At 49.5% G+C, this 26,805-nt stretch carries 23 protein-coding genes; 11 read left to right on the top strand and 12 right to left on the bottom strand.

Going from position 1 to position 26,805, the window contains the following annotated elements; genetic code table 11:
- The first annotated feature begins 274 nt into the window (after positions 1-274).
- The 6 genes from pilM to ACES2G_RS06855 all read left to right on the top strand — a co-directional run bounded on the left by pilM (position 275) and on the right by ACES2G_RS06855 (position 5,605).
- The gene (gene pilM / locus ACES2G_RS06880; RefSeq protein ID WP_374001645.1) at positions 275-1,942 is read left to right on the top strand and encodes a pilus assembly protein PilM; all 1,668 of its coding nucleotides are present in this window, start codon (positions 275-277) and stop codon (positions 1,940-1,942) included.
- Positions 1,939-2,616: a hypothetical protein gene (locus ACES2G_RS06875; protein ID WP_347359309.1), complete on the top strand. Its 678-nt coding sequence runs from the start codon at positions 1,939-1,941 to the stop codon at positions 2,614-2,616. Before pilM ends, ACES2G_RS06875 begins: the two co-directional genes overlap by 4 nt.
- A gap of 2 nt (positions 2,617-2,618) precedes the next feature.
- Positions 2,619-3,584, top strand: a complete 966-nt coding sequence (gene gspN / locus ACES2G_RS06870) for a type II secretion system protein GspN (RefSeq protein ID WP_374001644.1) — start codon at positions 2,619-2,621, stop codon at positions 3,582-3,584.
- A 161-nt stretch (positions 3,585-3,745) separates the two neighbouring features.
- A complete protein-coding gene (locus tag ACES2G_RS06865) occupies positions 3,746-4,180 on the top strand; it encodes a single-stranded DNA-binding protein (protein ID WP_347359307.1) in 435 nt (144 codons plus the stop codon).
- A 122-nt stretch (positions 4,181-4,302) separates the two neighbouring features.
- Positions 4,303-4,692 carry a hypothetical protein gene (locus ACES2G_RS06860; RefSeq protein WP_347359306.1) on the top strand — a complete coding sequence of 130 codons (390 nt, stop codon included), beginning with the start codon at positions 4,303-4,305 and terminating at the stop codon, positions 4,690-4,692.
- A 7-nt stretch (positions 4,693-4,699) separates the two neighbouring features.
- Positions 4,700-5,605 (top strand): hypothetical protein, encoded by a 906-nt coding sequence (locus tag ACES2G_RS06855; RefSeq protein ID WP_374001643.1) that lies wholly within the window; start codon positions 4,700-4,702, stop codon positions 5,603-5,605.
- Here ACES2G_RS06855 and ACES2G_RS06850 read toward each other — a convergent pair.
- From ACES2G_RS06850 to ACES2G_RS06800, 11 genes are all read right to left on the bottom strand, one after another.
- Positions 5,602-8,190 carry an ATP-binding protein gene (locus ACES2G_RS06850; protein WP_374001642.1) on the bottom strand — a complete coding sequence of 863 codons (2,589 nt, stop codon included), beginning with the start codon at positions 8,188-8,190 and terminating at the stop codon, positions 5,602-5,604. The two genes, ACES2G_RS06855 and ACES2G_RS06850, sit on opposite strands and share 4 nt — an antisense overlap.
- Positions 8,177-10,393, bottom strand: coding sequence for a bifunctional (p)ppGpp synthetase/guanosine-3',5'-bis(diphosphate) 3'-pyrophosphohydrolase (locus tag ACES2G_RS06845; protein ID WP_347359303.1), 2,217 nt, complete (start codon positions 10,391-10,393; stop codon positions 8,177-8,179). The genes ACES2G_RS06850 and ACES2G_RS06845 overlap by 14 nt, the downstream gene beginning before the upstream one ends.
- 166 nt (positions 10,394-10,559) lie before the next feature.
- Positions 10,560-10,799, bottom strand: a complete 240-nt coding sequence (gene rpoZ, locus ACES2G_RS06840) for a DNA-directed RNA polymerase subunit omega (RefSeq protein ID WP_262552485.1) — start codon at positions 10,797-10,799, stop codon at positions 10,560-10,562.
- Positions 10,800-10,835: 36 nt separating this feature from the next.
- A complete protein-coding gene (gmk, locus tag ACES2G_RS06835) occupies positions 10,836-11,393 on the bottom strand; it encodes a guanylate kinase (RefSeq protein WP_347359302.1) in 558 nt (185 codons plus the stop codon).
- A 2-nt stretch (positions 11,394-11,395) separates the two neighbouring features.
- Positions 11,396-12,274 carry a YicC/YloC family endoribonuclease gene (locus tag ACES2G_RS06830; RefSeq protein ID WP_374001639.1) on the bottom strand — a complete coding sequence of 293 codons (879 nt, stop codon included), beginning with the start codon at positions 12,272-12,274 and terminating at the stop codon, positions 11,396-11,398.
- A gap of 36 nt (positions 12,275-12,310) precedes the next feature.
- A complete protein-coding gene (miaA, locus tag ACES2G_RS06825) occupies positions 12,311-13,237 on the bottom strand; it encodes a tRNA (adenosine(37)-N6)-dimethylallyltransferase MiaA (RefSeq protein WP_347359300.1) in 927 nt (308 codons plus the stop codon).
- Entirely contained in the window at positions 13,238-15,109 is a 1,872-nt protein-coding gene (gene mutL / locus ACES2G_RS06820) for a DNA mismatch repair endonuclease MutL (protein WP_374001638.1), read from the bottom strand.
- Positions 15,110-15,133: 24 nt separating this feature from the next.
- On the bottom strand, positions 15,134-15,712 hold the full coding sequence (locus ACES2G_RS06815; protein ID WP_347359390.1) for a hypothetical protein: 579 nt from the start codon (positions 15,710-15,712) through the stop codon (positions 15,134-15,136).
- A gap of 84 nt (positions 15,713-15,796) precedes the next feature.
- A complete protein-coding gene (locus ACES2G_RS06810) occupies positions 15,797-16,639 on the bottom strand; it encodes an SH3 domain-containing protein (RefSeq protein WP_347359389.1) in 843 nt (280 codons plus the stop codon).
- Positions 16,614-17,309, bottom strand: a complete 696-nt coding sequence (locus tag ACES2G_RS06805; protein WP_347359388.1) for a polyprenol monophosphomannose synthase — start codon at positions 17,307-17,309, stop codon at positions 16,614-16,616. The genes ACES2G_RS06810 and ACES2G_RS06805 overlap by 26 nt, the downstream gene beginning before the upstream one ends.
- 43 nt (positions 17,310-17,352) lie before the next feature.
- Positions 17,353-17,793: a hypothetical protein gene (locus tag ACES2G_RS06800; RefSeq protein ID WP_347359387.1), complete on the bottom strand. Its 441-nt coding sequence runs from the start codon at positions 17,791-17,793 to the stop codon at positions 17,353-17,355.
- Between the two features lie 79 nt (positions 17,794-17,872).
- Here ACES2G_RS06800 and ACES2G_RS06795 point away from each other — a divergent pair, with 79 nt between their 5' ends.
- From ACES2G_RS06795 to ACES2G_RS06775, 5 genes are read left to right on the top strand one after another with little or no spacing between them, the layout of a single operon-like run.
- Positions 17,873-18,532 carry a hypothetical protein gene (locus ACES2G_RS06795; RefSeq protein WP_347359386.1) on the top strand — a complete coding sequence of 220 codons (660 nt, stop codon included), beginning with the start codon at positions 17,873-17,875 and terminating at the stop codon, positions 18,530-18,532.
- A 43-nt stretch (positions 18,533-18,575) separates the two neighbouring features.
- Positions 18,576-20,303, top strand: a complete 1,728-nt coding sequence (locus ACES2G_RS06790) for an autotransporter assembly complex family protein (RefSeq protein WP_374001637.1) — start codon at positions 18,576-18,578, stop codon at positions 20,301-20,303.
- Entirely contained in the window at positions 20,304-22,661 is a 2,358-nt protein-coding gene (locus ACES2G_RS06785) for a translocation/assembly module TamB domain-containing protein (RefSeq protein ID WP_374001636.1), read from the top strand. It begins immediately after the preceding gene.
- Positions 22,662-22,705: 44 nt separating this feature from the next.
- A complete protein-coding gene (locus tag ACES2G_RS06780; protein WP_374001635.1) occupies positions 22,706-23,368 on the top strand; it encodes a hypothetical protein in 663 nt (220 codons plus the stop codon).
- Between the two features lie 42 nt (positions 23,369-23,410).
- On the top strand, positions 23,411-23,989 hold the full coding sequence (locus ACES2G_RS06775; protein ID WP_347359382.1) for a Yip1 family protein: 579 nt from the start codon (positions 23,411-23,413) through the stop codon (positions 23,987-23,989).
- Positions 23,990-24,025: 36 nt separating this feature from the next.
- Here ACES2G_RS06775 and ACES2G_RS06770 read toward each other — a convergent pair whose 3' ends face one another.
- Positions 24,026-26,800: a hypothetical protein gene (locus tag ACES2G_RS06770; RefSeq protein WP_374001634.1), complete on the bottom strand. Its 2,775-nt coding sequence runs from the start codon at positions 26,798-26,800 to the stop codon at positions 24,026-24,028.
- Between the last annotated feature and the right edge of the window lie 5 nt (positions 26,801-26,805).

Genomic DNA, 26,805 nt, shown 5'->3' with positions numbered 1-26,805 from the left:
TTCCCCAAAAAACTCTCTCCCAACTCCCCCACCTCCCCCCAGCGACTTCCAAAGGAAGAAGCCCACAACCTCTTCGCAGCCCGCAGCAAGGTCTTCTATCGAATAGCCTTGGTGTATAGCCCTAAGTTGTCGGCCTTCGGTGGCGCGTGACGCGCGAACCACAGCGAAGCTGTGGCACCGACGAGCCATGGATGGCGTGCCGACAACTTAGGGCTATACACCAAGGCGATCCTCGCATAGACTTAGACCAAAGCCAGTTCATGGAGGAATTGCTTTGAAATCTCTCGGCATAGACATCGGTTCCAGCAGTATTAAAATTGTGGAGGTGCAATCCACTTCCAAAGGATTTCAAGTCACTCAATGCATGGAGCATCCACTGGGAATTGCTCCGGGGCATGATCAGGAACTTGAGATTCTGGAATATCTGCGCGACTTTGCCAGTCTTTACGATCCCGCACAAACTCGCTTTGTTTTTGCTTTGCCACAAAGCCGCGTGGCTGTCCGCAATAAATTCTTTCCCTTCAGTGATCGTTTAAAAATTGCCAAAAGCTTGGCTTTTGAGCTTGAGGAAGATCTGCCTTTTTCTTCCGACAATGCGATCTTTGATGCAAAGATCATTCGCACTGTCGGTGCTGGCGCAGAAACTCTGGCTTGTGCGGCGCCAAAAATTCACGTTCAGAATCTGATCCAACGCGCGCAAGATTCCAACATGGACCCATTCCTGATTTCTGCCGAAGGCCTGGCTTACGCCAATGTCTTTGAGAAATGGAATGAGGCTCCGCCAGTCGTGGCCGCGCCTGCATTGGGCCTTGATGAAGAGATCAAACCGGTGCGCCAAGTAACCTTGACTTTACACATTGGTCACAGTCGCACTTTGGTTTGCGCTTTTGACGGCAGTTCCCTGATCCAGATCGGTTCTATTCTTTGGGGCGGCAAAAACATCGCAGAAGCCATCGCGCAGAAGTACGAAATTCCGTACATCGAAGCGATCAAAGAGCTTCAAACCAAAGCGTTTATCCTGACCAACAAACAAGGGGCTACATTCGATCAGGTGACCTTCTCCGACACGATTGCAAAATGTGTTCGTGAAATGGCTCGTGATCTGCAGTTGGCCATTCTTGAAATGAAGAGCGAATTCAACGCCCTGATTACGAGCATTAATATAACTGGAGGCGTTTCTCAAATCCAGAATCTGGGGCCGTTCCTGACGCAAGTTTTGGAAGTTCCCGTCAACCGCATTTCCGCTCTGGATCAAATTCCGAACATCAGCTTTGAGCGCTCTGTGGCCAACGGTGCGAAAATGGGTGTGGCTTTGGGCCTGGCTCTGGAAGGCTTTAAAAAGCCCCGCAATCCGCCAGTGAACTTTCTGCGTGGAGAGTTCGCCAAAGAAAATCACCAGTTCAAAATGTTCTGGGAAAAGTGGGGCGCAACAATCAAGGTGGCAACTGCCGCTTTGGTAGTGCTGTTTGTTTACACCTCTTTGCGCGAAAGCTTTTCTTTAAGTCTTGCAGACCGCACTCAGGAAGTCTTAAAAACTCAAGCCAAAACAGTGGCGGGCCTGAAAGGTCGTGCTGCCTCTGAAAACGGCATCCGCAAATATATTCGCGATAATAAAAAACGTGCGGCGGATCTAAAAACTTTGGCCAGTGTTGCCAATATGAATTCAGCCATGGATATCGCCAAAAAGATCAACGATGCCGTTCCTCCAAAATCAACGATCACTTTGGATATCCAGCAGCTGTCGGTTCAGGATCAACAAGTGGTTTTGCAGGGGTATGTGAACTCTCCGAAAGAGATGAATCTTCTGCAACAGGCCCTGACCAACGTTTCCACGGATGGTCAGGTGAAACAAGGTCAAAGCCGCTTGAGCCCGATGCCGGGTCGCACGGCTTTTTCTTTCAGTTTCAACGTGGATCGCAATATTGAGAAGGTGACCCGATGAGCAGCTTTGATGATTTGAAAGAAAGATTTATCACCGACTCGCGCGCCACTTGGGAACGTATTCAGGAAAGCACCGCCTACAACCAAATGCGTGACCGCTATGAAAACATGACACCGGCCATGCAAAAAATGACTGTGGTTGGTGGCGCGGCATTGCTGACCTTGATTGTGCTTTCCATCCCCTACGGGAAATACACTCAGTCCAACGAATACGTGGGTGAGTTTGAAAGCAAGCGCATGACAATTCGCGAGCTTTTGAAAGTCAGCCGTGAATCTTCAGACGTCCCACAAATTCCCCAGGCCCCTTCCATGGATATGATCCGCAATAATGTGGATAACCAGATCAAGGCGGCCAACCTTTTGCCGGAACAAATTCAAGGCACCGAGATTCAGGAAAATGCCTCGAACCTGGTTCCTAAAAATCTGACTGAGGGTTTGTTGCAAGTCAGCCTGGTGAAGTTGAATCTGCGCCAGGTTCTGGATCTGGGGTATCAGTTCCAAAGCATCAACTCCAGTGTAAAACTAAAAGATATGATAATGACGGCAAATCGCGAAGACAGCCGTTACTTTGACGTGGTTTACAAACTGGTGGCCTTGGCCGTTCCGGCTCCTCCGGCACCAGAACCGATGGAACCTCCTCGTGGTCGTAAAAACCGCAACAACGGGGACGAATAGCCATGAGTCAACTTCGTCAGCTTTTGAAATTGATCGGACAAAGCAAAGGCAAAATCACCGTGATGGTCCTTTCCACACTGGTGTTTGCTTTTCTGCTCTTCCCGTTTGACGACCTGAGCGACCTGATTTCGTCGCAAGTGTCCCGTCTGAGCAATAATTCCGTCTATGTTCAGTTTGAAAAACTAAAAATGAGCCTGTTCCCACAACCAGGCGTGCAAATGGATCAGGTTTATATCGAATCCCTGAGAACTCCGGCGATTTCTGCTCAAGAGCTGGTGATCACCCCGTCTGTTCGTGGCTTGATCCAGCAGAAGCCTTACGGCCATGTCTCTGCCAAGGGGCTGCTTAAAGGAGATGTGGATGTTCACGTTGGCAAGGGCTCTAAAACAGAAAACGGTGCTGAACGCCACAAGATCGAGGTCAGCGCGAAGAAAGTTTCTTTGCATGACTTGCGCGAAATGGCGAACTTGCCGGTCTTGCTAAAAGGTCAATTGAATCTGGAGTCCACTGTTCTGGCGGACTTGAGCTTCCAGGAACAACCGGATGTGGAGATGAATCTTTCTATCAACCAGTTTGAACTTCCCCCTTCCAACGTCAATACCCCGATGGGTCCTTTGACTTTGCCGGATTTGAAGTTGAGCGCGGTGGAATTGAAAGGCCGCCTGGCGGCAGGTCAGTTCGTAATCGAAACCGGCACGATCGGAAAACCCGGGGACGAACTGTACGGCACGATCAAAGGAAAGATTGGTCTGACTATCGTGAACCGCGGAAACTCTTTTGGACATCAAATTGGGGCTTATAATATCGAAGTGGATCTGCGCACCAAACGCAGCTTCCAAGAGCGTGCAGCCCTGTTCCTGACGTTTATCGACGGCTATAAAACACAGACACCAGAAGGCTCTCAGTACAAATTTAAAGTCTCTGCCAGCAATCCTATGATGCCACCCAGCATCGGTGCCGCGCGTTAGTCCGAAGTTTACCCACTCATCTTGCCCCTCTCTCAGTTAAATTGACGAGGGGTTTTGCCTAATAATTGCACACCTCTTTGGGAATTAAAAACGAGTCCGAAGTCCTTATTGACTTCACTCTTAATCTGACCAAAAACGATTGGGTAATCATTGGAGGGAATATGTCTGGAGTAAATAAAGTTATCCTTGTTGGCCGTTTGGGCGCTGATCCTGAAGTAAAAGCTATCGGCAGCGGCAGCACTGTTGCGCGTTTGAATCTGGCAACAAGTGAATCATGGGTTAAAGACGGTCAAAGACAAGAGCGCACTGAATGGCACCGTATCACAGTTTGGGGCAAGCTTGCTGAGATCTGTGGCAAACACCTTTCCAAAGGTCGCCAAGTCTACGTTGAAGGCAAACTTCAAACACGTCAGTGGGAAGATCAACAAGGTCAAAAACGCTATACGACTGAAATCGTGGCCAGCACTGTTCAATTCCTGGGTGGCGCAACAGGTGAAAAATCCTCCAGCAACTCCATGGGTGGCAACGACGATTTCAACTTCCAAGATTTCGGTCCGGAGCCAAGCTTCAATTCAAACGACGAGATCCCTTTTTAGTCCGCATCGCGGGCAGAGCTGGAGCGCCGGGAGGCGTGCAAGCTGAAGCCGCATAAGCCAAAAGCCCTGAAGAAATTCGGGGCTTTTTTTTTGCCTTTTAAATGCCCTATAATAAAAGGGTTATGAAGGCTTTAGTACTTTCCACCCTTGCTATATTTATTCTTGGCGGTTGCACTGTTTACCGCTCAGAGGGTCGTAAGCAATTTGAATCCGAAGCTCCGGGCAAAGTTGCTGGCGCCTCTTTTCAACTTATCAATTGCAAAAAAGAAGGCAAACTTGAAACCTGGTTCCACGAGGAGTTCCCCGCTCATGAATATGAGTTGGTTCTGGCGGAACCTGATCTGGAAATCTGGCGCACGCAACGAGGATCTGTCGTGGAAGTCAAAGCTTTGCAGAAAAGCGAAAAAACAACCCAATCCTGCATCTATCAGTTTGCCAACGAAACGGTCTGGACACTTTACAAAGATCAATTCATCCGAGAACTCGAAAACAACTTGATGACACTTGAATAGAGGCCCCGTGACTTTCAGAACCTACCTCCTTGCCGTCTGCCTGCTTCTTAGTTTTTCCTCCACAGGTTTTGCAGCAACGGTGTCTGCCGTCAAAGGACAAAAAGTTCTGATCAATCTAGATGGCGACACCGCTGAAGTCGGTGACGAATTTTATCTGATCAATCCCGAAACGCAAAAACGCACCGCCGTCATTCGCATCAAACAAGTCAAACCGGGTAAAGCCCTGGGCGATATCCTGCGTGGAAAAGCCGTCAGAGGCTCCTCCCTTCAGGCCAAGGCACCGTCTTCGATGAGTGCCGATGCGACACCTTCGGAATCTGGCAGCACTTCAAACAGTAACTCTGCCGGCTACCTTCGCGTCCTGACGGACTCCTGGGGCATCACCGGGGGCTACCTGATGTCCACAATGGATGCCGACATCACCTATCGTAACAGCTTCGATGTCATCCAGAAAACCTCCGCAAGCATGAGCGGCAGTGGCTTTGGCGTGAGCGGATTCTATGACTATGTTCTAAATTCCAGCTTGGTCGGCCGAGGCTCTGCGGGCATTGAACAGTTCAATGTGGCTGGCTCTGCGGATTCAGCAGGCTGCCAGAACAGCACCAACTGCGATGCCAAAATCAACTATCTGTCTTTGTATGGAATCTTGAAGTGGTATCCCCTGCAGGATAGATATCGCGTCTGGGTTGGCGGCGGCATGGGTTATTTACTGGCTCTTTCAAAAAGCAGCACAGCTTTGAATGAATCCCAGATTTCCACCAATCAGGTTTTCACGGTCGGTGGGGGCGTGGATGTGCAAATGAACCGCAAAAACTATGTCCCCGTCAGCATTGAATACAACATGTTCCCAGCTTCTGACACCGTCAAAGCCAGCATGATTTCCATCAAAGCCGGCTGGGCCTGGAATCTTTAGACCGGAAGCCAAATCACAAACCGTGTTTTTGGCGAACTTTCATCCAGATAGAACTTTCCGTCGTGCGCCTGAATAATCCCCTGGGAAATACTCAATCCCAACCCGACACCCTTGCCGACTTCTTTGGTCGTAAAGAACGGTTCCATGATTTTTTCTTTTAGGAACGGCGGAACCCCTGCTCCCGTGTCTGTGACCGAGATTTCCACACCATTGTTCCGGGCTGCGGTCTCAATAACGACTCGGCGTTCAGGGCATCCTGCCACGGCATCAGCGGCATTATTCAAAAGATTTAAAAGTACTTGGGAAATCTGATACGGACGAACAAAGACTTCCAGATGAGGTTCCAGACGAGAGACCAAATCAATCCCTTCGCTCTTAAATTTGTCAGCACAGAACGCCAGTGTGTCTTCAACAATGGCCTCCACCACCACACGCTCCTTATCCCCTTGATCAGATTCCCGCGCATAAGAACGCAGACCCTTCACAATTTTAGCGATACGGTTTGTTGTGGATTCCGCCACTTCCAGACGCTTTTGCACTTCCATATCCGAAGCCAGACCCCGGGTGCTAAGAAGTCTTCTTAAAACACTCAAATGGCCGTTTATAATGGTCAGAGGATTATTGATTTCATGGGCAATCCCAGCAGCCATCTCCCCCAGCGAAGCCAGACGAGAAGACGTGATGATCTTTTTTTCCTGCTCTTTCAGTTGTCGTTCTTTCACACGCTTCTGCGTGACATCCTCCACCACCGCCAAATATCCGGTCGTGTGGCCTTTTTCATCAACAACTTTTCCAACTGACAGCGTTCCTTCAAAGCGACGCCCATCGCGGCCGATAAACACCCAGTCCGAGGCCGTATTGTATCCCATCGCGAACATCGCCTCAATCAAGTCTACCATCTCGGGCAATGGCTTGCCTAACTCCTGCTCCATCTTCAGGCGGAACAATGTCATGTCTTGATGGTCATGGAACAGAGTTGGCATCTCTTTCCCCGCCAGCTCTTCGGATTTCCATCCAGTCAAAGCTTCCGCCGAACTGTTTATTTCCCGGATAATTCCATTGTCATCCAAAGACACCATCATCAAAGGTGTGGCATCCATTGCGGCAGACTTCCAGTCAGCAACGGCCCGAGCCCGCTTGCCCAGCTCGGTGGCGCGATTGTAGAAACTCAATGCCAGTCCCAGCAAAACCGTCACACTGACCCCGAACACCAATACCATCTGTGGCAACGAAGAAATATTCTGACGAATGACCCCTGTGGTTGGAGTGAAAGAGATCACCCAATCCACACCTAAATTACTGTAACGAACCTGAGAAGCCCAATCCCGCGAGAACACCGGGTCCCATTCGAAGCTGCGATAGACTTCCTTTCCGTCCTGCAAAATAGCAACACGATAGCCTTCCGTTCGGGCGAAACGATCAATGAAAGTTTTTAAGTCTATCGCGGCCGCCACAACCCCCATAAATTTTTGATTTGCCATAACCGGCACTAAAACTCCGAACCCCCGACCGCCGGATTTCATTTCAAAGATCCGGGATATACGCGGTACTCCGGTGGCCTTTACCTCTGCCAGGGTTTCAGCAATTTCAGGCGAGCGCCCCATGGTGGTATTCAAAACAGACTTGCTGAAATCATCCATCGGGTACAGCCAGCGGATGATCAACCTCGGATCGGCCCACATCAAGCGACGAATCCCTTTGAATTCTTCATAGTAGAATTTAGCATCCAGGCGCCAGACTTTTTCCTCGCCATAAGCCCCCGCCGCCATACGACGAGCCATGTGCTGCAAAGCTTTTTCCAAAGGGATGAAAGAGCCATCAAGCTTGGCTTTAAAACCTTCAGCCTGCACCAGCGTCACGCTGCGGTTTCTTTCGATATCCTTAAACATCAAAAGCTGCCAGATCAATACCGAGGTCAAGACCCCGATCATGACCACATAGATGGGCACCGTTGCTGTTCGTCCGGCTTCTTCTTCACGAACATTGATACGAACTTTCCAGATCTGCGCCGTTGCCAAAAATATAAAGCAGACAGATGTATGAATGGCCATTCGGGAAAAGTTCCCCCAGCCATACTCAGAACTAAAATTCAGAAAGTAACCCAAAAACCCCAGGACACCAAAGCCAAACACCAAAGAGCTGGTGGTGACCTTGATCACGCGCTTGGCATACGTACTGCCGATGGATAAATCCGACAAACTCAGAAGTAAAAAGCAAACCGCGGTACTGATCGCCATGCGGCCCGGAGAACTGACCCCGACAGAGTAAAAGGCCGGAGAAAAAACCTGATCTATGCCAAAATCAAATCCGGTCAGATACTGCAAGAGCGTCAGTGTTGCCAAGGCTCCCACAAAAATACTGAAGTACTCTGACAGCTTTTGAAATTTTCCCTGCTGAATTAAAAACGACAGACTGATTACAAAAAAGCTGATGGCCGTGTTGACCACCATCGGGGCAAAATCCGGGCGCACCTGAATGACTGAGGCGCTTTGAATCACCCATCCCAACAGCACCACACAGGCCACTGCCAGAACTGACAGCGCCAACACGTAATGCAAATTTCTTTTTAAACTAGTGAATAACACGGGTGACCCCAATGATCCCCTTGATCTTCTGAATCTCGAAAATCGCCTGATTCAGCTGACTGGAGTCACGGACACTGACCTCAAAGTTACAAACGGCCTTTTTATCTTTGGTTGTACGGATCTGGGCAGATTGAATGTTGATCCCCTGCTGAGCAAAGGCCTCGGACATCAACTTCAGCAATCCTGGCACGTCCTGGGAAACAATCCTCAGGCGAACGATGCGTTCCTGACCTTCCCCTGCATGTTTCACATTCCACGTCACGTCCACCTTGCGCAATTGATCGAATTCAAAAGCCTTGCGGCAATCGCTGCGGTGAATGGAAATACCCCGACCACGACTGATAAAGCCCACAATCGGATCACCTGGAATCGGATGACAGCACTTTGCGTAGTGGACCAGAACATCATCCATTCCATCAACACTGATAAGGGAGTTGGTCTTGCGCGTTTTTTGTGTAGCTGCGCGCATGACCTTTTCCATGAAGGTGGAATCTTCGGTTTTAGCAGCTTCTTTCGCCAGATTTTCCGGTGACAGTTTTTCAACCAGAATGCGGGTTTCCAGTTTTCCATAACCAACTGTCACATACAGTTCATCCAAATCCGCCAGGCCATGATCCTTTAAATAAGTTTCAAATGCCGGCCCTTTAAGATATTTCACCGCCGCCATGCCAAACTTGCGGAATTCTTTTTCCACAAGCTCTTTACCCAGCATGATCGCACGACGACGCTGCTCTTCTTTAACGAAGGCGCGGATTTTGGATTTGGCTTTATTGGTAACAACAAACTTCAGCCAGTCTTTTGATGGCACTTGTGTTTTAGAGGTCACAACCTCCACGGTATCCCCGTTTTGCAACTGATACTTGAGCGGCACCATACGACCGTTCACGCGGGCACCGACAATGCGATTGCCCAGCTCAGTGTGAACTGCAAAAGCAAAGTCCACAGGAGTGGCCCCTTCCGGGAACTCCCGTACCTCACCCGTGGGTGTGAAAACGTAAATTTCAGTTTCAAACAAATCCGTTTTGACCGTGTCCAGGAACTCATCCGGGTTGCGCACGTTTTGATGCCAGCTCACCAGATCACGCAGCCAGTTGGCCTGCTGTAGATCCCCATCATCAACCATCTTGCCGCGCTCTTTATACTTCCAGTGCGCCGCGATCCCTTTTTCCGCGACCAAATGCATTTCCTGGGTGCGGATCTGAATCTCAATACGCTCCCCGCCAGGCCCCATCACTGTCGTGTGCAGTGATTGATAGTTATTGGCCTTGGGCATGGCGATGAAATCTTTAAAACGGCCTGGGATCGGCTTCCACAAAGAGTGCACCAACCCCAAAGCGGCATAACATTCCGCCACGGAATCCACCAGCACACGGAAAGCCAGAACATCATAAACTTGATCGTAGTCGATGCTACGAGATTGCATCTTACGATAGATCGACCACAAGTGCTTGGAACGTCCATACACTTCAAAGCGGAATCCGGCCTTGGTCAGCTCTTTGCCGATAAGATGTTTTACTTCATCAATGTAGCGATTTTGTTCTGCTTCAGTTTTTTTAATCTGCTGAACCAGCTCATAGTACATGTCCGGGCGATAGTAACGGAAACAAAGGTCTTCCAGCTCAATCTTCAGAGAGCTGATACCCATACGACCTGCCAAAGGACAGTAAATCTCCAACGTTTCAAGAGCAATGCGCTCTTGTTTTTCAAACGGCATGAAATTCAGCGTTCGCATATTATGCAAGCGGTCCGCAAGCTTCACCAGAACCACGCGCACGTCTTTACCCATCGCCACGATCATCTTGCGAATATTTTCGCCCTGCTTTTCGTGACTGTTCTTGAATTTCATCTGACCAATTTTGGTCACACCATCCACCAGATGCGCAATGACATCGCCAAATTCGCGGCGAATGTCTTCCAACGTCGCCGCCGTGTCTTCAACGGTGTCATGCAAAAGACCCGTGGCAATCGTATCCAGATCAAGATGGAAATCCGCAAGAATGGCGGCCACAGACAGAGGATGGGAAATGTAAGGCTCTCCACTGCGACGAATCTGACCTTCGTGCATTTTCTCAGAGAACGAATAGGCTTTCTCGATAACTTTCAGATCCGCATTCGGATAGAAGGCGCGAATGCGAGCAAGAAGATCATCGACGGTTTTGACGGGCTTATTGGATAAGCTATCCTCTTTCAGAAGACTAAACATATAAATTAGCCTACCTGAAATAAATTATTAATTTTACTGGTTTTTCGCCGACTCGCCCAAAGTGGAGACAGGTTCATCTTTGGAGCCCCTCAAAACGCAAAAAAGGGAGGTTTTTGAACCTCCCTTTTCATCTTCCCTCGAGGGGAAGTCGCATTTTCGCCAAAGACTACTTGTTCAAGTCCTTTTCGATTTGGCGGATAGCCTCTGTGGCTTCCAAGCTTTCTTGGTAACCCACGTTGCCCATTGCCACTTCACGCAAAGAGCTTACGATGTATTTATTGCTGCGAGTGGAAACTGTCGCTTCCGCTCCTTTAAGAAGTTGCTTCGCTCTTTTCGCCACCATCAATACAAGAGCAAATCTGTTAGGAACTTTTTCCAAGCAATCTTCAACGGTTACACGAGCCATTACGCCTCCGAAAAAATATATCTGGGTAAATTACCGCTAAGTTAGCAATTTTTCAATGATTTTTTTGAATTCCGCGTAGGATTGCTCAAACACGTCGTTTACGATCTGATAATCGAACTTGGAAGCCTCTTGGATCTCTTTTTCCGCATTGGCCATGCGAACCTCGATGTCCGCAGGCACCTTCCCGTCCCTTTTTTCGATTCTGCGACGCAGCTCGTCTATGGATGGCGGGTGGATAAAGATGGTTTTGGCGTCCTCAAACTTGGATTTAAAGGTCGCAACCCCCTGAATATCGATATCCATGATCGCAGCTTTGCCCTGATTCCAAGCGGATTCCAAAGACTCATAGGAAGTACCATAGAAGTTCGTATGAACCTTCGCCCACTCGACAAAGAAGCCGCCTTTGATTTTGGCCTCGAAGTCTTCATGAGTAATAAAGTTATACTGCAACCCTTCGGTTTCCCCTTTGCGCATGGAGCGTGTTGTGAAAGTGACAATATCCACCAGTCGGGAATCTTCCCGAGTGATCCTTTCAACAAAGCTGCTTTTTCCTGCGCCACTTGGAGCGGCGACGATAATCATGCGCGTTTTCATAATTACTGTACGTTTTGTACCTGTTCTCTAAGTCTTTCAATAAGGGTTTTTGCTTCTACCACAGAGGAAGTGATCTTGGCTACCTGAGACTTTGACCCGATCGTATTCACTTCGCGGAGCAGCTCCTGGGTGTAGAAGTCCAGCTTCTTCCCTTCCGCCTGCTGAGAGCCCACCAACTGGCGGTAGTTCTTGATATGTTCCGCCAAACGGGTCAACTCCTCGTTGATATCGGCTTTTTCAAGCTGAATCACGATTTCCTGGGACAAACGAGAAGAGTCAATTTCATTTCCTTTAAGGCGAGCGCGAACCTTCTGCTCGTAGCGGTCTTGAAGTTGAGCATTGGCTTCGCCGCGCAACTCACTGATAACCTTGATTTGTTTTTCCAGTGACAACAACAGCTTCTGAAGATCCTTCTGCAGGAATTTCCCTTCGCGAGAGCGCTCTTTGTCACAATTGGCGCAGGCTTGAGCAAACGCTTTCTTAAGAATCTTATCCTCACCGCCGAACAGTTCATAACTGTCTTCGATTTTGATAATTTCCGGCAGGCGTGCCAAAGCTTCAAGATGAACATTCATGGGAACGCCCAGCTCTTTGGAAAGATGCTTGTAAGCCGCCATGTATTTCTTGGCCAATGCATCGTTCACCGTCATTTGCGCCTTGGTGGCAACATTCTTCACACGGCGGGAAACAAAAACATCCACAGTCCCACGCAATAGCGTCGTCCCCAACACCTTCTTCAGCTCCCCTTCATAGGGAACAAACTCTCTTGGCAAATGAAATCGCGGCTCCAAAAAACGACCGTTCACCGAACGGATGCTCACTTCCACAGTGACGTCTTTGGTCTGAACTCTTGCGGTGCCGTAACCTGTCATGCTTTTCATAATTACCTCTATTCTCGACTTGTCCCGGAATCAGGGTCAAGGCTTGAGAAATTTCTCGACCACGGCTCTTGCCTCAGCAAAACCCGAGCTTCCATCAAACCACTGAATCTCTCTGTCTCTTTGAAACCACGTTCTCTGTCTTTTGGCGAGTTGATGCGTGTTTTTCACGATCTCTTCAAAGAGCTGCTCTTCGCTCAGTGTTCCTTTTAAAAAATCCAACGTTTCTTTGTAACCCACGCTGCTCATCGGCGCCCACGAGGCAAGACCTTCATCGAGAAGCCCCTGCACCTCAGTCACCAAACCCGCCTGCATCATCTTCTGCACCCGCCCCCGGATGCGCTCACGCAAAACCTCACGATCCCAATGGGGACCGATCTTTAACAGCGGGTATGGAAACGGAGCGCGCTGTGCTTCAAACTCGCGCTGAATCTGAGTCACACTTTTTCCCTGACTGCGAATCAGCTCAATCGCGCGACCAATACGATACCTATCCGACAAATGGATCTTGGCTCCATATTCAGGGTCGACCGCCATCATTTCAGCGTGCAATCGCACAGCCCCCGCTTCCGTTTGCAGCTCCTGCTCGATCTGCTTTTGCATTTCAAGCGGGACTGGAATCACCGGGTACATGCCTTTTTCGATGGCCATAAAATAAAAGCCCGTCCCACCCACAACGAACACCGGCTTTTCTTCCGGGATGCCCTTTAGCACCTCGTAAAAGTCACGGCTGTAAACTCCCGCCGTCATTTCTTCAGGCGCAGAAACGTAATCCAGCAGGTAGTGCGGCACCAGAGCTTGCTCTTCTTTGGAAGGCTTGGCCGAACCGATATCAAGTTTTTTATAAACCTGAACCGAATCGCAATTCACGATCACACCATCAAACTGCTGAGCAAGCTTTAGCGCCCACTCGGATTTTCCGGTGGCAGTGGCGCCCACGACAAAGATCACGTGCCGTTGTGCCATCTAAACAATTCGTCCGAAATCTTTTTCCAGTTTGTAGAACGGATATTCCACACTCACCGGACGACCATGCGGGCAGAAACTGGAAAGTGGGAACAAATCCATATCACGCAGAAGATTTTTCATCTGATCATGGCTTAGCGATTGCCCGGCACGAACCACAGAATGACACGCCATCGTCGCGCAGATGTCACCCACCGTGCGCTCCAAAGAATAGCTTCCACCTTGATCGACAATTTCTGTCGCCATTCTATCCAGAACCCCGCTCAGGCTGGATTCCTTAATCATTAACGGCGCGGCTTTCACGCCGATGGTGCCAGGCCCCAGGGCTTCAATATGCACCCCCAGGCGTTCGATTTCCTTGGCCATCGTCAAAAGGCCTTCGACCTTTTCAGGAGACATATCAATCGCCAACGGGAACAGGAAATCCTGGATATCAACCTTGCCACCCTTCCAGGCAGTCATCAGTTTTTCAAAGACAACGCGTTCATGAGCCGCATGCTGATCGACGAAGACGATCTTTTCGCGGGATTGAGTCACAATGTAAGTCAAATTGGCCTGACCTAAGACTTCAAGCGAAGACCAGTAGCCCATCGGAGCGTCAGTCGCGGCAGAAGTCCCTGCGGGAGCAAAGCTTTCCCGACCGCTCGCCGCTTCCGCCAAAGCCTGATAGGTTGTCTGCGGCTGCTGCACTGATGAGGACGGAACTGATTTTGGGAAATTGAATTCTTTTTTCTGGAACTGAGTCACGTCCAGGGATCTGTCCTGGAAACTCAGATTCTGCTGTGGCATCGGCATTGCCGAAGACAGGTCATCGGCTGTCGTCGCAGAACCCGCAACGGGTGCCCCCGCTTGAATCGTGTTTTCAGTATTACGCACAATCCAGGGCGCTTGTTCCAAAGTGCTGCGCAAAGCCCCGGCCACGGCACGGAAGGCCAGCGATGGCTCTTGGAATTTCACTTGGGATTTGGTCGGATGAATATTCACATCCACACAGTCCGGATCTGTTTCCACCCAGACCGCTGCAATCGGGTATTCTCCGTGCATCAGAAGATTTCTGTAGGCTTCATTCACCGCCGCTTGCAGACTGCGATCCTGAATCCAGCGGTTCTGTGCAAACAACCAGATATTTTTGGATGTCTTTGCCACATTGTGAGGATCAGCAAATACGGCATAGGCGCGCACGTTTTCACGAACGGCTTCCCCCTCAAAGAGAGGTTTGATTTCCAAAATCTGCTCAACACGGTCTTTACGATTTTTACACGCGGGCCAGAAAGAAACCAGCTTGCCATTTTCCTGGATACGGAATTCCACATCAAAATGGGACAACGCCATCGCTTTCAAAGTTGTTTTGATAGCCGTGTTTTCAGCCGAATCCGATTTTAAAAACTTCAAACGTGCCGGAGTGTTATCAAAAAGATTTTCAATCAGAATAGTCGTGCCTTGTGACCCGCCGACTTTGTCGAGGTCTTTTTTGCGTCCGTATTCGCTGATCAACTGATGAGCCTGTTCATCCCCACTGCGACGTGAAGTCAGAGTCAACTTACTGACTGCCGCGATACTGGCCAAGGCCTCACCGCGAAAACCAAAAGTGCGAAGACTCCACAGATCATCGGTTTTTGAAATTTTACTGGTCGCAAATCGTTCCAGTGCTTTAGGAAGATCTTCCGGCGCCATGCCTTTGCCGTTATCAATGACCTTGACGATACGGCCACCGTCAAAAAACTCGACATGCACACGGGTGGCCCCGGCATCGATGCTGTTTTCAACAAGTTCTTTGACCAAGTGAGCAGGACGCTCGACCACCTCGCCTGCGGCGATTTGGTCCACTACTTCAGGAGATAAAATCTGAATCGACATAGGGGGAATTTGCATGAGCTCCCCCCTCAAGTCAAAGGTCTATTGGGGACGCAAACACTCGCCCCAGGCCTGACATTTCAGCAGGCGGGAACGCAGCTGCTCTGCATCTCTCAAGGTCATTTGAATTTCCTGATCAAAGCCCTTTTTCAGGCCGCCAAACTGAGAAATGGCACGGAATTTAAACCCGCCTTGGAAGTCTTCGACCCGGAAGGAAAGCTTTTCGTCATGGGGCTGAAACTGAATCTTGTTGGCATGCTGGGTAAGATTCCAGGTAAAGCGATCCCGTTGTGCCTTAAGCTTGTCCATGGCTTGCTGCAAGTTTTTCCAGCATTTCACCTCGGCCACCAAGACAACCTTATGAGTGCCCTTTTCAAATACAACGACATCCAGCTCTCCCAGAGTATCTTCCCCCAGGCTGTATTCGATCCCAGTCGTAACATCATAGGATGGCCCGAACTCTTTCTCGATATCCACACGAGCCACTTGTTCGCAGACGGTCCCGTCGGGCTCATAGTTGGCTCCGGAGTTCTTCAAAGCCTCAAAGTAAGGTTCAATATCCGCAGCAAAAGAAAACGAACAGACAAACAGAAGTGAAATAAGCAACGCAACAAAACGCATCAGAAAGGCCCCCTCAAACCCGGGGACTTTCTTAACACCCCGTCCCCCGAAAAGGTACCTGCTTACTTTTGCAGAAGCTATGCGTCAGAAGTCGTGGGAAAAACTCAGGCCGAAAGCGAGATACTTGGTTCGTTCCCAGTAATATTTTGCATCGCCGCGCAAGGACCAGCTTCCCATGCGAATCGCCGTTCCCAAGTCAAAAACTGCGCCCAGACTCATGTCATCAGCCGAATAACTTAAAGTAGAACTGCCACTGGGAACATCCAGGTTAAAGTGAGAATACTTAAACATCGGACCGAAGCCATAGAAGAACAGCATGTTCTTCCCTTGTGGCATCACCGTCTGCAAAAGAAAATCAGCGATAAAAATAAATCCATCGGCGGAGCGCTTGGTGTAATCCTGATAATAAGAAGGCGCCCCGAAGAAGAATAAAATATTGGCATCCGTATAAATTTCGCCCGTGAACATGGTGTTAAATCCATTGATCTTTGCACCATAGAAAAGCAATCCATCCGTGCGCTCTTTCCCGAGAGTGTCTTCCATGTAGTTCGTGTATTGCAAAACCGGGCCGCGATAGCGGGTGGCAAAGAAAGGTCTTTTGCGCTTCTCCTCACGCTCTGGCTTGGCTTTTTCCGGAGCGGCAATTTTAATGACTCCAGGCTTGATATCAGTATCGGAAATCCAACCGGTATAACCCGGCTTCAGACGGATCTTGTAAAAGGGACCTTTTTTCTTGGTAGAGATGTTATAAACACCTCCCAACTTTAACGTGGAAATGACCGGCGCATCGAAGTCTGCGTCCTGATAAACCATGGCGCCTTCGATGATAACTGTCGCCTGCTGCGCCTGAGCCCAGACACTAAAGGGCAGCAGCCACACCAGCAGAAAACCCGCCAAAGCTTTATTTAAAGCGCATGAGCCAAACACGATAAAACGCCTCAAGTACAATCTTCAAGGACATCTTGCTTTGCCCCACACGACGATCTTCGAACACGATCGGAGACTCTGCTACTTTAAAGCCTTTCTTCAAAGCCTTGTATTTCAATTCAATCTGGAAACTGTAACCATTGGACTCGACAGAGGACAAATCAATCCCGTGCAGAACTTCTTTTTTCCAGGCGTTGAAACCACCGGTCCAATCATTCAGCGGGAAACCCAAAATCATACGGGAATAAATCCCGCCACCGCGGGAAATAATCTTGCGAATGATTCCCCAGTTCACCGTACGGCCGCCTTGCACATAACGAGAGCCCACAGCAAAATCATTGGCCTGCATGGCCTTCAGCAAAGGCCCCAAATCCTCGGGTCTATGAGAAAAATCCGCATCCATTTCAACGATGCCTTCAAAACCATGATCCATACCCCAACGGAAACCGGCGATATAAGCTTTGCCCAGCCCTTGTTTCCCCGGGCGGGACAAAAGATGAAGTTGTGGCATGCTTTTTTGCATTTCCCTAACAATGGCACCCGTCCCATCTGGAGAGTTGTCATCAACGACCAGAATTTCCACGCCCAGATTCTGGGCAAAGACGGCAGGCACAATCGCCTGAATGTTTTCTTTTTCATTGTACGTAGGGATGACGACCAGGTTTTTCATGGCTCTAAGCTGTCACAAAGAGCCCTGACTTGCAATCTTTTGCTCAAATGGATCGGGATACCAAGCGGCCTTTACCCTTTTCCTGAAGGGCCTTCGCTTTATCTGCGGGAATTGCAGGCAAATTTAATGGTTTTGCCAGCAAATATTTTGGGTCTTGACGACGCAGATCCAACTGCTCTTTCACTTTGTTTGCAGCTTGCTCCGGATACTTCAAATAAAGAACCGGATCAAACCCGCAAGAACGGCAGACCACCGAAAGGCGCCAGCGGATTTTGACGAACACTTCCGAGACCGCCAGACAGATTACAAAAACGATCAGGACACGCGGATCATACTGCTGCCACAAAGCGAACATCATCACCAGAGACGCCAGAGCGCTCCCCACCACATTCATAAAAGAAATGTTTTTACGGCGATAAATACGGCGCGGGCTTTTACAAAAGGCACAATAGCAGTTATGACGGGTCTTAAAGAACGACAACATATATCTAGTGTGCCAAAGACAAGGTCCAGAACGAAAGATCATTTTTTGAAAAATGACAAAGCCTTGCTAGAATCAGAGTATGCAAATCATTAAAACAATCCAGTTCGCTTTGATCGCTTGTGCCCTGTTTTCCGCTCCCACCTTGGTCCAGGCCGCTTCCAACGGCTCTGACTATGAAGAAGTCAGTTATGACGATCTTCTGAATGAATTGAGCGCCAAAAAGAACTCTATCGCACGCAAGTCTGAAAGCTCTTTTGACGATGTTCGTCTGCACGCAGGTATCGGCTACGCCAACTCGTTCACGAATATTTCCGCCAACAGCCAGAACTTCAACCGTCACGCGAACGGCATTCAACTGTCTTTGGGAATGGATCTGTTCTCTCCGAACTGGTACTCCGAAGGCGTGTTCAAAAACTACGGCGTCACTTCTTCCGGCAGCGAAGAAATGACTTTGCGAGAATTGGACTTGAAGATCGGCTACACCAACCGTCTGGAGAGCATCTGGTCTTACTCTATCAGTTCTGGCCTTTCCAATCGCTTCCTGCGTTTTAGTGATTCCTCCAAAGGTATTAGCGTGAATGAGACCACGCCGTCTTTGGTTGTTTCCACGGGTTTCAGTGCTCAGGTTCACAAGCATCTTTCTGTCGGAGCTGAAATCAGCGCTCACACCGCCATGGTGAACAGCACTTCCGATAAGAACTCTTTTGACTTCGCGTTCCGCCTAAACACCTCTTTGTAATTCCGAAACTTGCCCGCATGCCCAAGAACTGTTAACTCTAGGCATGCGTTTTTTTTGGCTACTGCTACTTTTCTCAACATTTTTTGCCATCACCACACCGGCTGAAACCACAAGCCTGTGCGGAATTCGCATTGAAGGCGCTGAAAAGATCGAGTTTTCCAATACCGAGCGCGACTGGCTTTGTGGTTCAGCAAAAAGTCCCGCCTGGCAAAACATGCCTAATTCCCAACGCACACTGTTTCTGAAAGGTTTTTTGCAAAGCCGTGGTTATCACCAGTCCACTTTCACGGCCACATCAGACAACCTGCATATCAACTTGGGCCCCCGCTCGACACTGCAGTCACTGGAAGTTCACAATGCCCCCGAAGAATGGAACTGGCGTAAGCGTCGCTATGTCAAAGGCCGGCCCTTTACACCAACCACTCTGGATGAAATCACCAACTGGGCACGCCGTCGCCTGCAGGAACACGGCTATCCTTGCCCGCAAGTTGAAGCCCAAGCTTTGGTGCTGGATGAAAAATTTGATCTGAACGTGCTTCCGGGACCTGCTTATCACTTTGGCACAATCACGACTGTGGGCGAAGACAATCTGAACCCGGCTATTCTGGATCGCTTTTCTGCCTTTTTCCCTGGGGCCCCCTTCGACATCCGCCTGCTGGAAATCACGTCCAATCGAGTCCTGCAGGAAGATCTTTATTTAAGCACCTATTACGACATCACCTGCACCGCTCAAGGTGATGTGGAAATCGTTCGGCGTATGATTCCCGCCAAACCCCGGCTGCTGACTTTCGGATTGGGATTTGACTCTGAGGGCGGCGCGCTGTTTCGCTCGACCCTCAAACAGGCACGTTTGAACGAAACCGCCGACAATCTGGAAGCCTCATTCTTTGCCTCTTTGCTGGAACAAACCCTGACAGGTAAACACCGTCACTATTTTTCCTCGGATCTGACATCACGCTTGCACTTGCTCTCCAGCGCCATGGTCAAACGGGAATCGGAAAGCTCTTATGAAGCCATGACCTATCAACTGGGAACCAGTTTGGCCTTCGGTTGGGAGGCATTACCCTACTCAGGAATGGCGCAATTAGGCCCGTTGATCGAGCGCACGGATATCATGCGCGGACCAGAGCCTTATCAGATCGACGCTCTTCGTATCGCAGGCGAAGTCAATCTGACCAGTCACCTTTACGAATACTTCCTGACCAATCCTCAAGACGGCTGGAGCGTGACTCTGAACGCCTCCTCGCAAGTTCAGGGGGCTATTTCCAAAGCCAACATTCACCGTGTGACCTTGCGCCACCAAGTTATCTGGAATCTGAATGAATGGGACCCGCCATTTTTGATTTTAGGCTGGCGTGGCTGGGCCGGAACCTTCCTGCTTCCTGACGGCGTTAAAGACAGCGACGACATTCCGGTCACTCAACGTTTCTTCCTGGGGGGAGACGCAGACTTGCGTGGTTTTGCGCGTAAGCAACTGCCCGCCTCTGATAATGGCTTTTTGACGGTGTTTTATCAGGGGCTGGAGCTGCGAGCTAGCGACATCCTTCCTTACAACCTGCAACCGCTGATCTTTTTGGATGCGGCAAAAGCCGGGATCTTTGCCGCCGAGCTGGATTCGGCCATCTACTATTCGCCGGGTGTGGGCTTGCGCTGGGGCTCGCCGATTGGAACCATTCGGGGCACTGTCGGACGCGGTTTTGTCGTGGATCGTGATCCCAGCAGCATCAATCCCGGCTATCAGTTCTTTGTCAGCTTCGGGAAGGAGTTCTAAATGAAAATATTCAAGAACATCCTTCTTACCCTCAGCGGATTGATTTTCCTCCTGACAGCCCTGCTTGTGACAGTACTGCTGACGGTCTGGTTCTATCCATCGTTAATTATCAACGAAGACAATATCAAAAAAGCCCTGACCTATGCTCCGACCGAACTGCAGGCCAAGTGGCGGAAGCTCAATATCGAATTTGAAAACCTGCGCTGGAATGAAAAACGGGTTCATTTGAATTCCGCCGAACTTTGTGTGGACTACCGACCTCTACTGTCAACGTGTGCGCCTGAAATTAAGATTGATATTTCATTCGCTATTGAAGGATTCAAGCCGGTTCTTACAAATTTAGGCGAAGTGAATTTTCATATCAGCCATCTGGATCTTGAACTGCCGGAAAAAAGCGAGCCGCAAGAACCCACCTCACTGCTACCGGACTTGCGCCTGCCGTCCTTTGCCAGCCTGTTCCCACGAGTTCTGGATCTGAAAAAACTAGGTGGTCTTAATATCACTCTCGAGCAGCTTCGTTTGCATGCAAAGGAAAAACCATCTCTGCTGGTTAAAGCCCGCCTGCAGCGAACGAACCCGGCTCCCAGCGAACAGGTAGAATTTTCTGTAAGTGCCGAGGCTTCTCAGGAAAATTCTTTCGCAGCAACATTGGCGGCACAGGGAACATTAAACCCTCAATCTCTGAGCGTGCACGGACAAGCCACTCTCCAAGCAGGCACTCTTAAAATTCAAACCCCTTTGGAGCTGTCGTGGTCCGAGATTTTAAATTTAAAAGCCCAGCCCGAATTTCAGGTCCAAGTTCAAAAAATGACTGAGAGGTTCCGTCCTCTGATATCCTTAAACTGGTCCAAAACCCGACTTGAACTGCATGCCGGCCCCCTTCGCTCCAAAAAAATCTGGCTGGGAGGAGAACTCGGCCTTTCTGACTGTTACATTGTCAGCGACCTGCATGCGGACAGAGGCTTTCCTTCACAAGCAAAACTGAACTGCGTGCTGACCGCCAAGCCACAAAAGAAAATCCGCAACTTGCGCTCAGTTGAAACAAGGCTGACGGCAGAACTCCATCTGCGCAGCCAAGGTACTGGCACCAATGAGCTTCTGACCGTCTCTGGGATCGCAGGACTTCAAGGCGAAACCGCCTTTCTGACCGGAAAAATTTCAGCTCAAGGGCGCGCTGAGCTCAAAGACCTTTCCGCCAATCCTCAGTTGTCGAAGGCCGTCTTTGATCTTACTGCCAACTTAAAAGTTCCCGACTTCGTCGTGTGGAAGGATCTGTTTGAAAAAACCCCTTACGCCATCCCTGCGCCTTTACATGTGCTTAAGGGCGAAGTGCTTTTACACGCCGAAGCTCATCTGCCGGATCTAAACTCCCCGCTTTCCGCCACGGCCCAAGTCCAAACCCGCCTGAGTTCCCAAACTCAAAAGCTCTGGACCAAAACAGAAGCTACTGTCTCAACCACAGGCGCGATCCCTCAGCTTACAGGCGTGACCGTTGCCGTGCAAAGTACTCTGGAAGACATCCGCTTGGAGGCACCACCCCTGAGATTGGAACCACCCCCGCAGATTCTGCCCGACAAACGCTTTGTGCTGAATGCAGAACAGGTTGCATCCTCGAAGCCCGAAACCTCTGCGCCTGCGCTGAAAGACAAACTTCCGTTCACGCTAAATTGGACCGTGGATGTCAAAACAGCAAAGCCGATTCTGATTTCCTCTTCTTTACTGCCGCAGAACATTCCGGTGGCCGTGGATCTGCATATTGAAGACAGCGGACTGATGAAAGGCTCTGTCGCCGTTCAAAGCTTTCCGTTTGAGATCTTCCGCAAGAAAGCGGTTGTAAAGAACGTGGATCTTATCTTCCACGCCAACTCACGTGTTCCTGAGCTTTCAGGCCAGATCAACTATGCCAATCCCGAAGTGGATATCCGCATCCTGCTTTTAGGCAACTTGGAAAAGCCCCGTATCGAGTTTGAAAGTGATCCACCTCTGAATCGTCAGCAAATTGTTTCGGTTCTTTTATTCAATAAATCCCTGGACGAGCTGAATGAAGAGGAAGTCAACTCCACCGCCAGCATGAGCCGGGCGATGTCGGACGGCGCCTTTGGCCTGTTCTCGTTGCTGTTCTTGTCGTCAACGCCAATTCAATCGGTCAGTTACAACCCGGTGACCAAGTCCTACACGGCCCGGGTGCGCCTGGATGACAGCACAACCTTGAGTATGGGATCTGATTTTTCCGAAGAACGGCAGTTCACCGTTCGGCGCCGCCTTGGAGGACCGTGGTCCATTCGTACGGAGCTTCGCCAGACCGATGAGCGGCCGGATGTGGTGTTGACCCTTTTGGAGTGGCTGAAGCGCTTCTAACTCGACTTCTTGCATTTTAAACAGGGATCTCAATATAATAGCGCGTGGATATTATTCTTCTGGCGATGGCAACGACGGTGTTTCTTTTGGGATTGGCTTTGATGAGCAATCGCGCCCGCCGCCGTCAGGAGATCGCCTTTGAGCTCAAACCCAATTGTCTTCTGACTCGCTGGCCTTTGCTGTTTGTCACCGGGCCGCGGTCTATTTTCTACTTCAGCAGCTACTGGAATCTATACACCGTTTTCCTGGCCGAACACGGTTATGAAGTCTTCACCCTGCATCTGCCCTGGAACAAGAAGGACCTGCGCAAGGTGCGCTTCGAGTATTTCTTAAAACAACAAGAAGACCTGGGCCGTCGCTTTCACTTGGTCATTGATGCGCCGACTTGGCAGGAGTTTCAGGATCTTTTGCGCCAACGCCGATCCAACTGCGTGATCAGCATTACTGAAATTACCGACCCGGGGCAAAGCCGTCCTCAGGGGCTGCAGGCGTTCCCGATCCCCACTACGGACATCGAAATGCCCGTCTATAACAAAGGCAGCCTGTTTTTGAACATCAGCTATCGCCTGCACAAGCAACTGGTGCGCCGGACAACCTTAAACAGTTTAAGTTCTTTGGGAGCATTACCAGAGTCCGCCTTGACGAACTCGATGTTGTTACTAGAAAGAGCGCAAACTTTAGCAGAGATGGATTTGCGGGATTCCTAAATACACCTTGCCAGATTTAATGCGCGGTGGTGAGATAATGTCATGAGCGACTACAGAGACGTCACCCCGAATAAACAGCAGCCCTCTTTTGAAATGACCAAAGAGGTTGTTCGCTACATCATCAACTACCTTCGCCATCCCATCGAAAAAATCAAAACACTGCCGGACTGGAACTGGCCATTGCTTCTGATGACTTTGGTGTCTTTGTCGATCATCTCCGGAGTCCTGACAGGGCTGGTACCACCGAACTTCTACCGCATCATGGGTGGAATCATCGTGTCCCCCATTGTCGGTCTGGTGACTACCTTTATCGGCTCCCTGTTCATTTATTACTACTTCCAGGTTTTTGAAAAACGCACCTGCTCTTTGCGCAAGATCTTTACCTTGCTTCTTTTTGCAAATATTCCGTTTTTCATCTTCCAGGTAGGTTCAGAGCTGATTCCACCCATCACACTGGTCGGCTTTGCTTTCACCGCCCTGTTGATGGCCGTGGGCCTGACAGAGAATTTCCAGATGGACAAACGCCGCTCACTAAGGCTTGTCACAATTCTGTTCGCGATTGTGTTTATTATCTGGCTTTGGAATCGCATCGATATCAGTCGCTTGGAGCGACTGGGCTAACAAAAAAGGGACAGGCTTAACCTGTCCCTTTTTTTATTACTTTAAGAACATCGCTTTGGCGAGTTTTTCCCGTTCTTCAGAGCTGTATCCCATAGAGGAGATCTTCGCCAACTCGTCAGCCACTCGATGCTGAAGCTGGATCATTCGGGACATAGCTTCGGTATACTGCAACTGCCCTGTAGCCACGTCCTCAACCTCTGGCATGAGTATCGTCAAGGCCTCCCCCTTTGCCAGCACTAGCTGCAAACGGCCTTTTTCATCTTTTACCAAAGCCTCGACCGGCACCATCAAGATCTGAGCGAGAACCGCGGGCTCACGAAGCCATTGTTGATAGATATCCCGACGCTTTGTCATAGCTTCAACAGTATTCGAAATCACACCTGTTCGCTGTACCAGCACATACGTCAGAAGATTTCCCATCATCAACTTGTTTTCACGAACAAAGCAGAACTTCTCTTGTCCCTCGCAATTTTTCTGCTCTTTCACCAATTCAGTCCAATGCAAACTCAAGTCAGGCAGCAAAGGCTCTCCGGCAAGCAAGGCCTCCTGCGCAACCGCCATCTGCACGCGTTCAAAGGCATTGCTGAGCAGCTGCCGCGTGCGTTCCCGTGTTTGCTCTGTGACTGCCGCACTAAGCACTTCCTGCAATGAGGAATTCCAGTTTTCATAGTCCACCGTCAAATAGGGATGCAGAAGCAGCAATGCAGTCACATATTTTTCAAGTTTGTGGGTCGCAGTCAAATTCTGCAATTCCATCAGATTACTGATTTGTCCTGGCTGATTTACATAACGGGATTTCTTGGCAATCAAAGCCGACACGTTCAGAACCGGTAAATGAAGTCCCAACTTCTGCCAACGCGCCTCTTTATCCACCGTCATTTTTTGCAGATAAGACAAAGCAGGAACGTAGTATTTTCTTACAACTTCACCACCATCTTTCAGTTCTTTTTCGGGGCTTCCCTCCGTCCAAGCCGCCCGGCTGAACTTTTGAATGTCGCGGGTCATGAAGACCGTGCTCATTTCCTGCTGACATGTCTTAAAGTTCTCCGACGAGCCATTGTTAATAAACTGCATTAGTTCTTTGGGGGAACCTGTCACGTCACGAATAATTTCCTGCACCAGCTCCATGTTCGAGATACTCAAGAAAGTTTTGGTTTTGTAAGATGCAGAATCCATACGCTTGTAATAAGGTGCCTTGCTAAGCGCAAAAGTCGTCATTGCCTCACAAGATCGAAACGACTTTTCATCAATCTCGGTCAAAGCACTGCGGTTGTTCAACACCTCTTCGTATGTATCCATCGCCTGCTTCATTTGGGCTTTATGGTATTCTTCCATCATCAGAGCCAAATCCTTGATCATCACCATCATTTTCTTCTGGTTCTCAAGAATCTCTTTTTGCATGGCCTTGATTTCAGCAAGACTCTGCTTGATAGCTCTCAGCTCTGCCATCACGGCCGGGTCCGGTCCGCCTCCACCCAAACCACCAAAGGCAGCCAAGGCCATCGTTGCCGGGCCGCCAGAGAAAGCACCCAACGCTCCAACAAAACCACCGGCGCTGAAGGCTTTGGAGATCGCACTAACAGCCTGAATTCCCTGATTGATCTTCATGGCCGTATCAATGGCCTTGGTCACTCCAGGGCTCAACTTGACGCCCAAAGCATCCGTCACTTGCAATGTGGTTTTTAAAATATTGTCCAAAGACTTTGAAGCATTGTCGGCGCTATTTACAAACTTTTGAACATCAGAATCCAATTCCCGTTTTCTTTGGAAGAACCCTTTCTTTTCCAGCTCCGCCGCCACCTCAGGTGACGGTGGTTCTGAGGCGCGACCGTTCAACAGAGCATCCATCATTTCCCGGGCCTGTTTTTTCCCCGGCTCGGACAAGGACAGATCGATATCGTCCGTCAGATTCTTAATTTTTCCATAGATGTTTTTGACAGAACCACCCATCACCACCGCATCCTTTTTCAAGGACTCGCTGTAGGCCTTCAGAGACTCGGCCAGAGCCACAACCTTTTTGGCTTTTTCCGCCACATCACGGACCTGCTGAATATTGACCAGCAATGTTTTGACTGTTGCTGATTCGGCCAGGACTGCGGCCATAGCACCTGCCACTGCCGTGTAAAGAGCCAGACTTGCCTGATCATCTTCACTTAAGCCATATTGGTAAAATAAATAGTCAGCTTGTTTTAAGTACGCAACAATCTGCTCGATCTGGGCGGAACGATCGCCGATGAGTTTAGTCTTATCAATTTTATCCAGCACCTCGGGGCGAGCTACTTTTATTTTGGCGACAACATCCACCGCGATTTCGCGGCTGTCTTTTTTGATCTGTTCATCGAAGGCTTTCAGTAAATTGCGCAATGCCACAGATTGAACCAGACCGGCCATCTTCCCTTCCAACTGATGATGAAAAGCATTGCTGCGCTGAACTTCATTCAAGTTTAAATTCAACGTATTCAGCAGAAGATCGGTGTCTGCCAAAGCTGTGGAGTCGCCGACGATGATGCTTTTCTTCGCCAGATCCCATCTTTGACTGATTTCATCAGGAAAGGCCAAGGTCTTCCCTTCTTCCAATTGTGCTTTCAGGAATACCAGCACCTCGGGATTTTGCTCCTGCAACAACGACCGCAAGGCCTCGGCCAGCGGCAGGTTGGCGTTTTCCGCAAATATTAACTTTTGAAATTGCTCCCAGCCAGAATTCTGATTCTGCTTTTGGGGAGCTGTCGTGGTCACATTTTTCCCGGCCGGAGCGCAAGCTGACATCAGCAAAGCAAATGAGGTCGAATATACAACAAGTTGCTTTTTCACTTTCC

The sequence above is a fragment of the Bdellovibrio bacteriovorus genome, assembly GCF_041888015.1.
Classification (GTDB): domain Bacteria; phylum Bdellovibrionota; class Bdellovibrionia; order Bdellovibrionales; family Bdellovibrionaceae; genus Bdellovibrio.
This window is presented reverse-complemented; position numbering and strand designations above follow the sequence as displayed.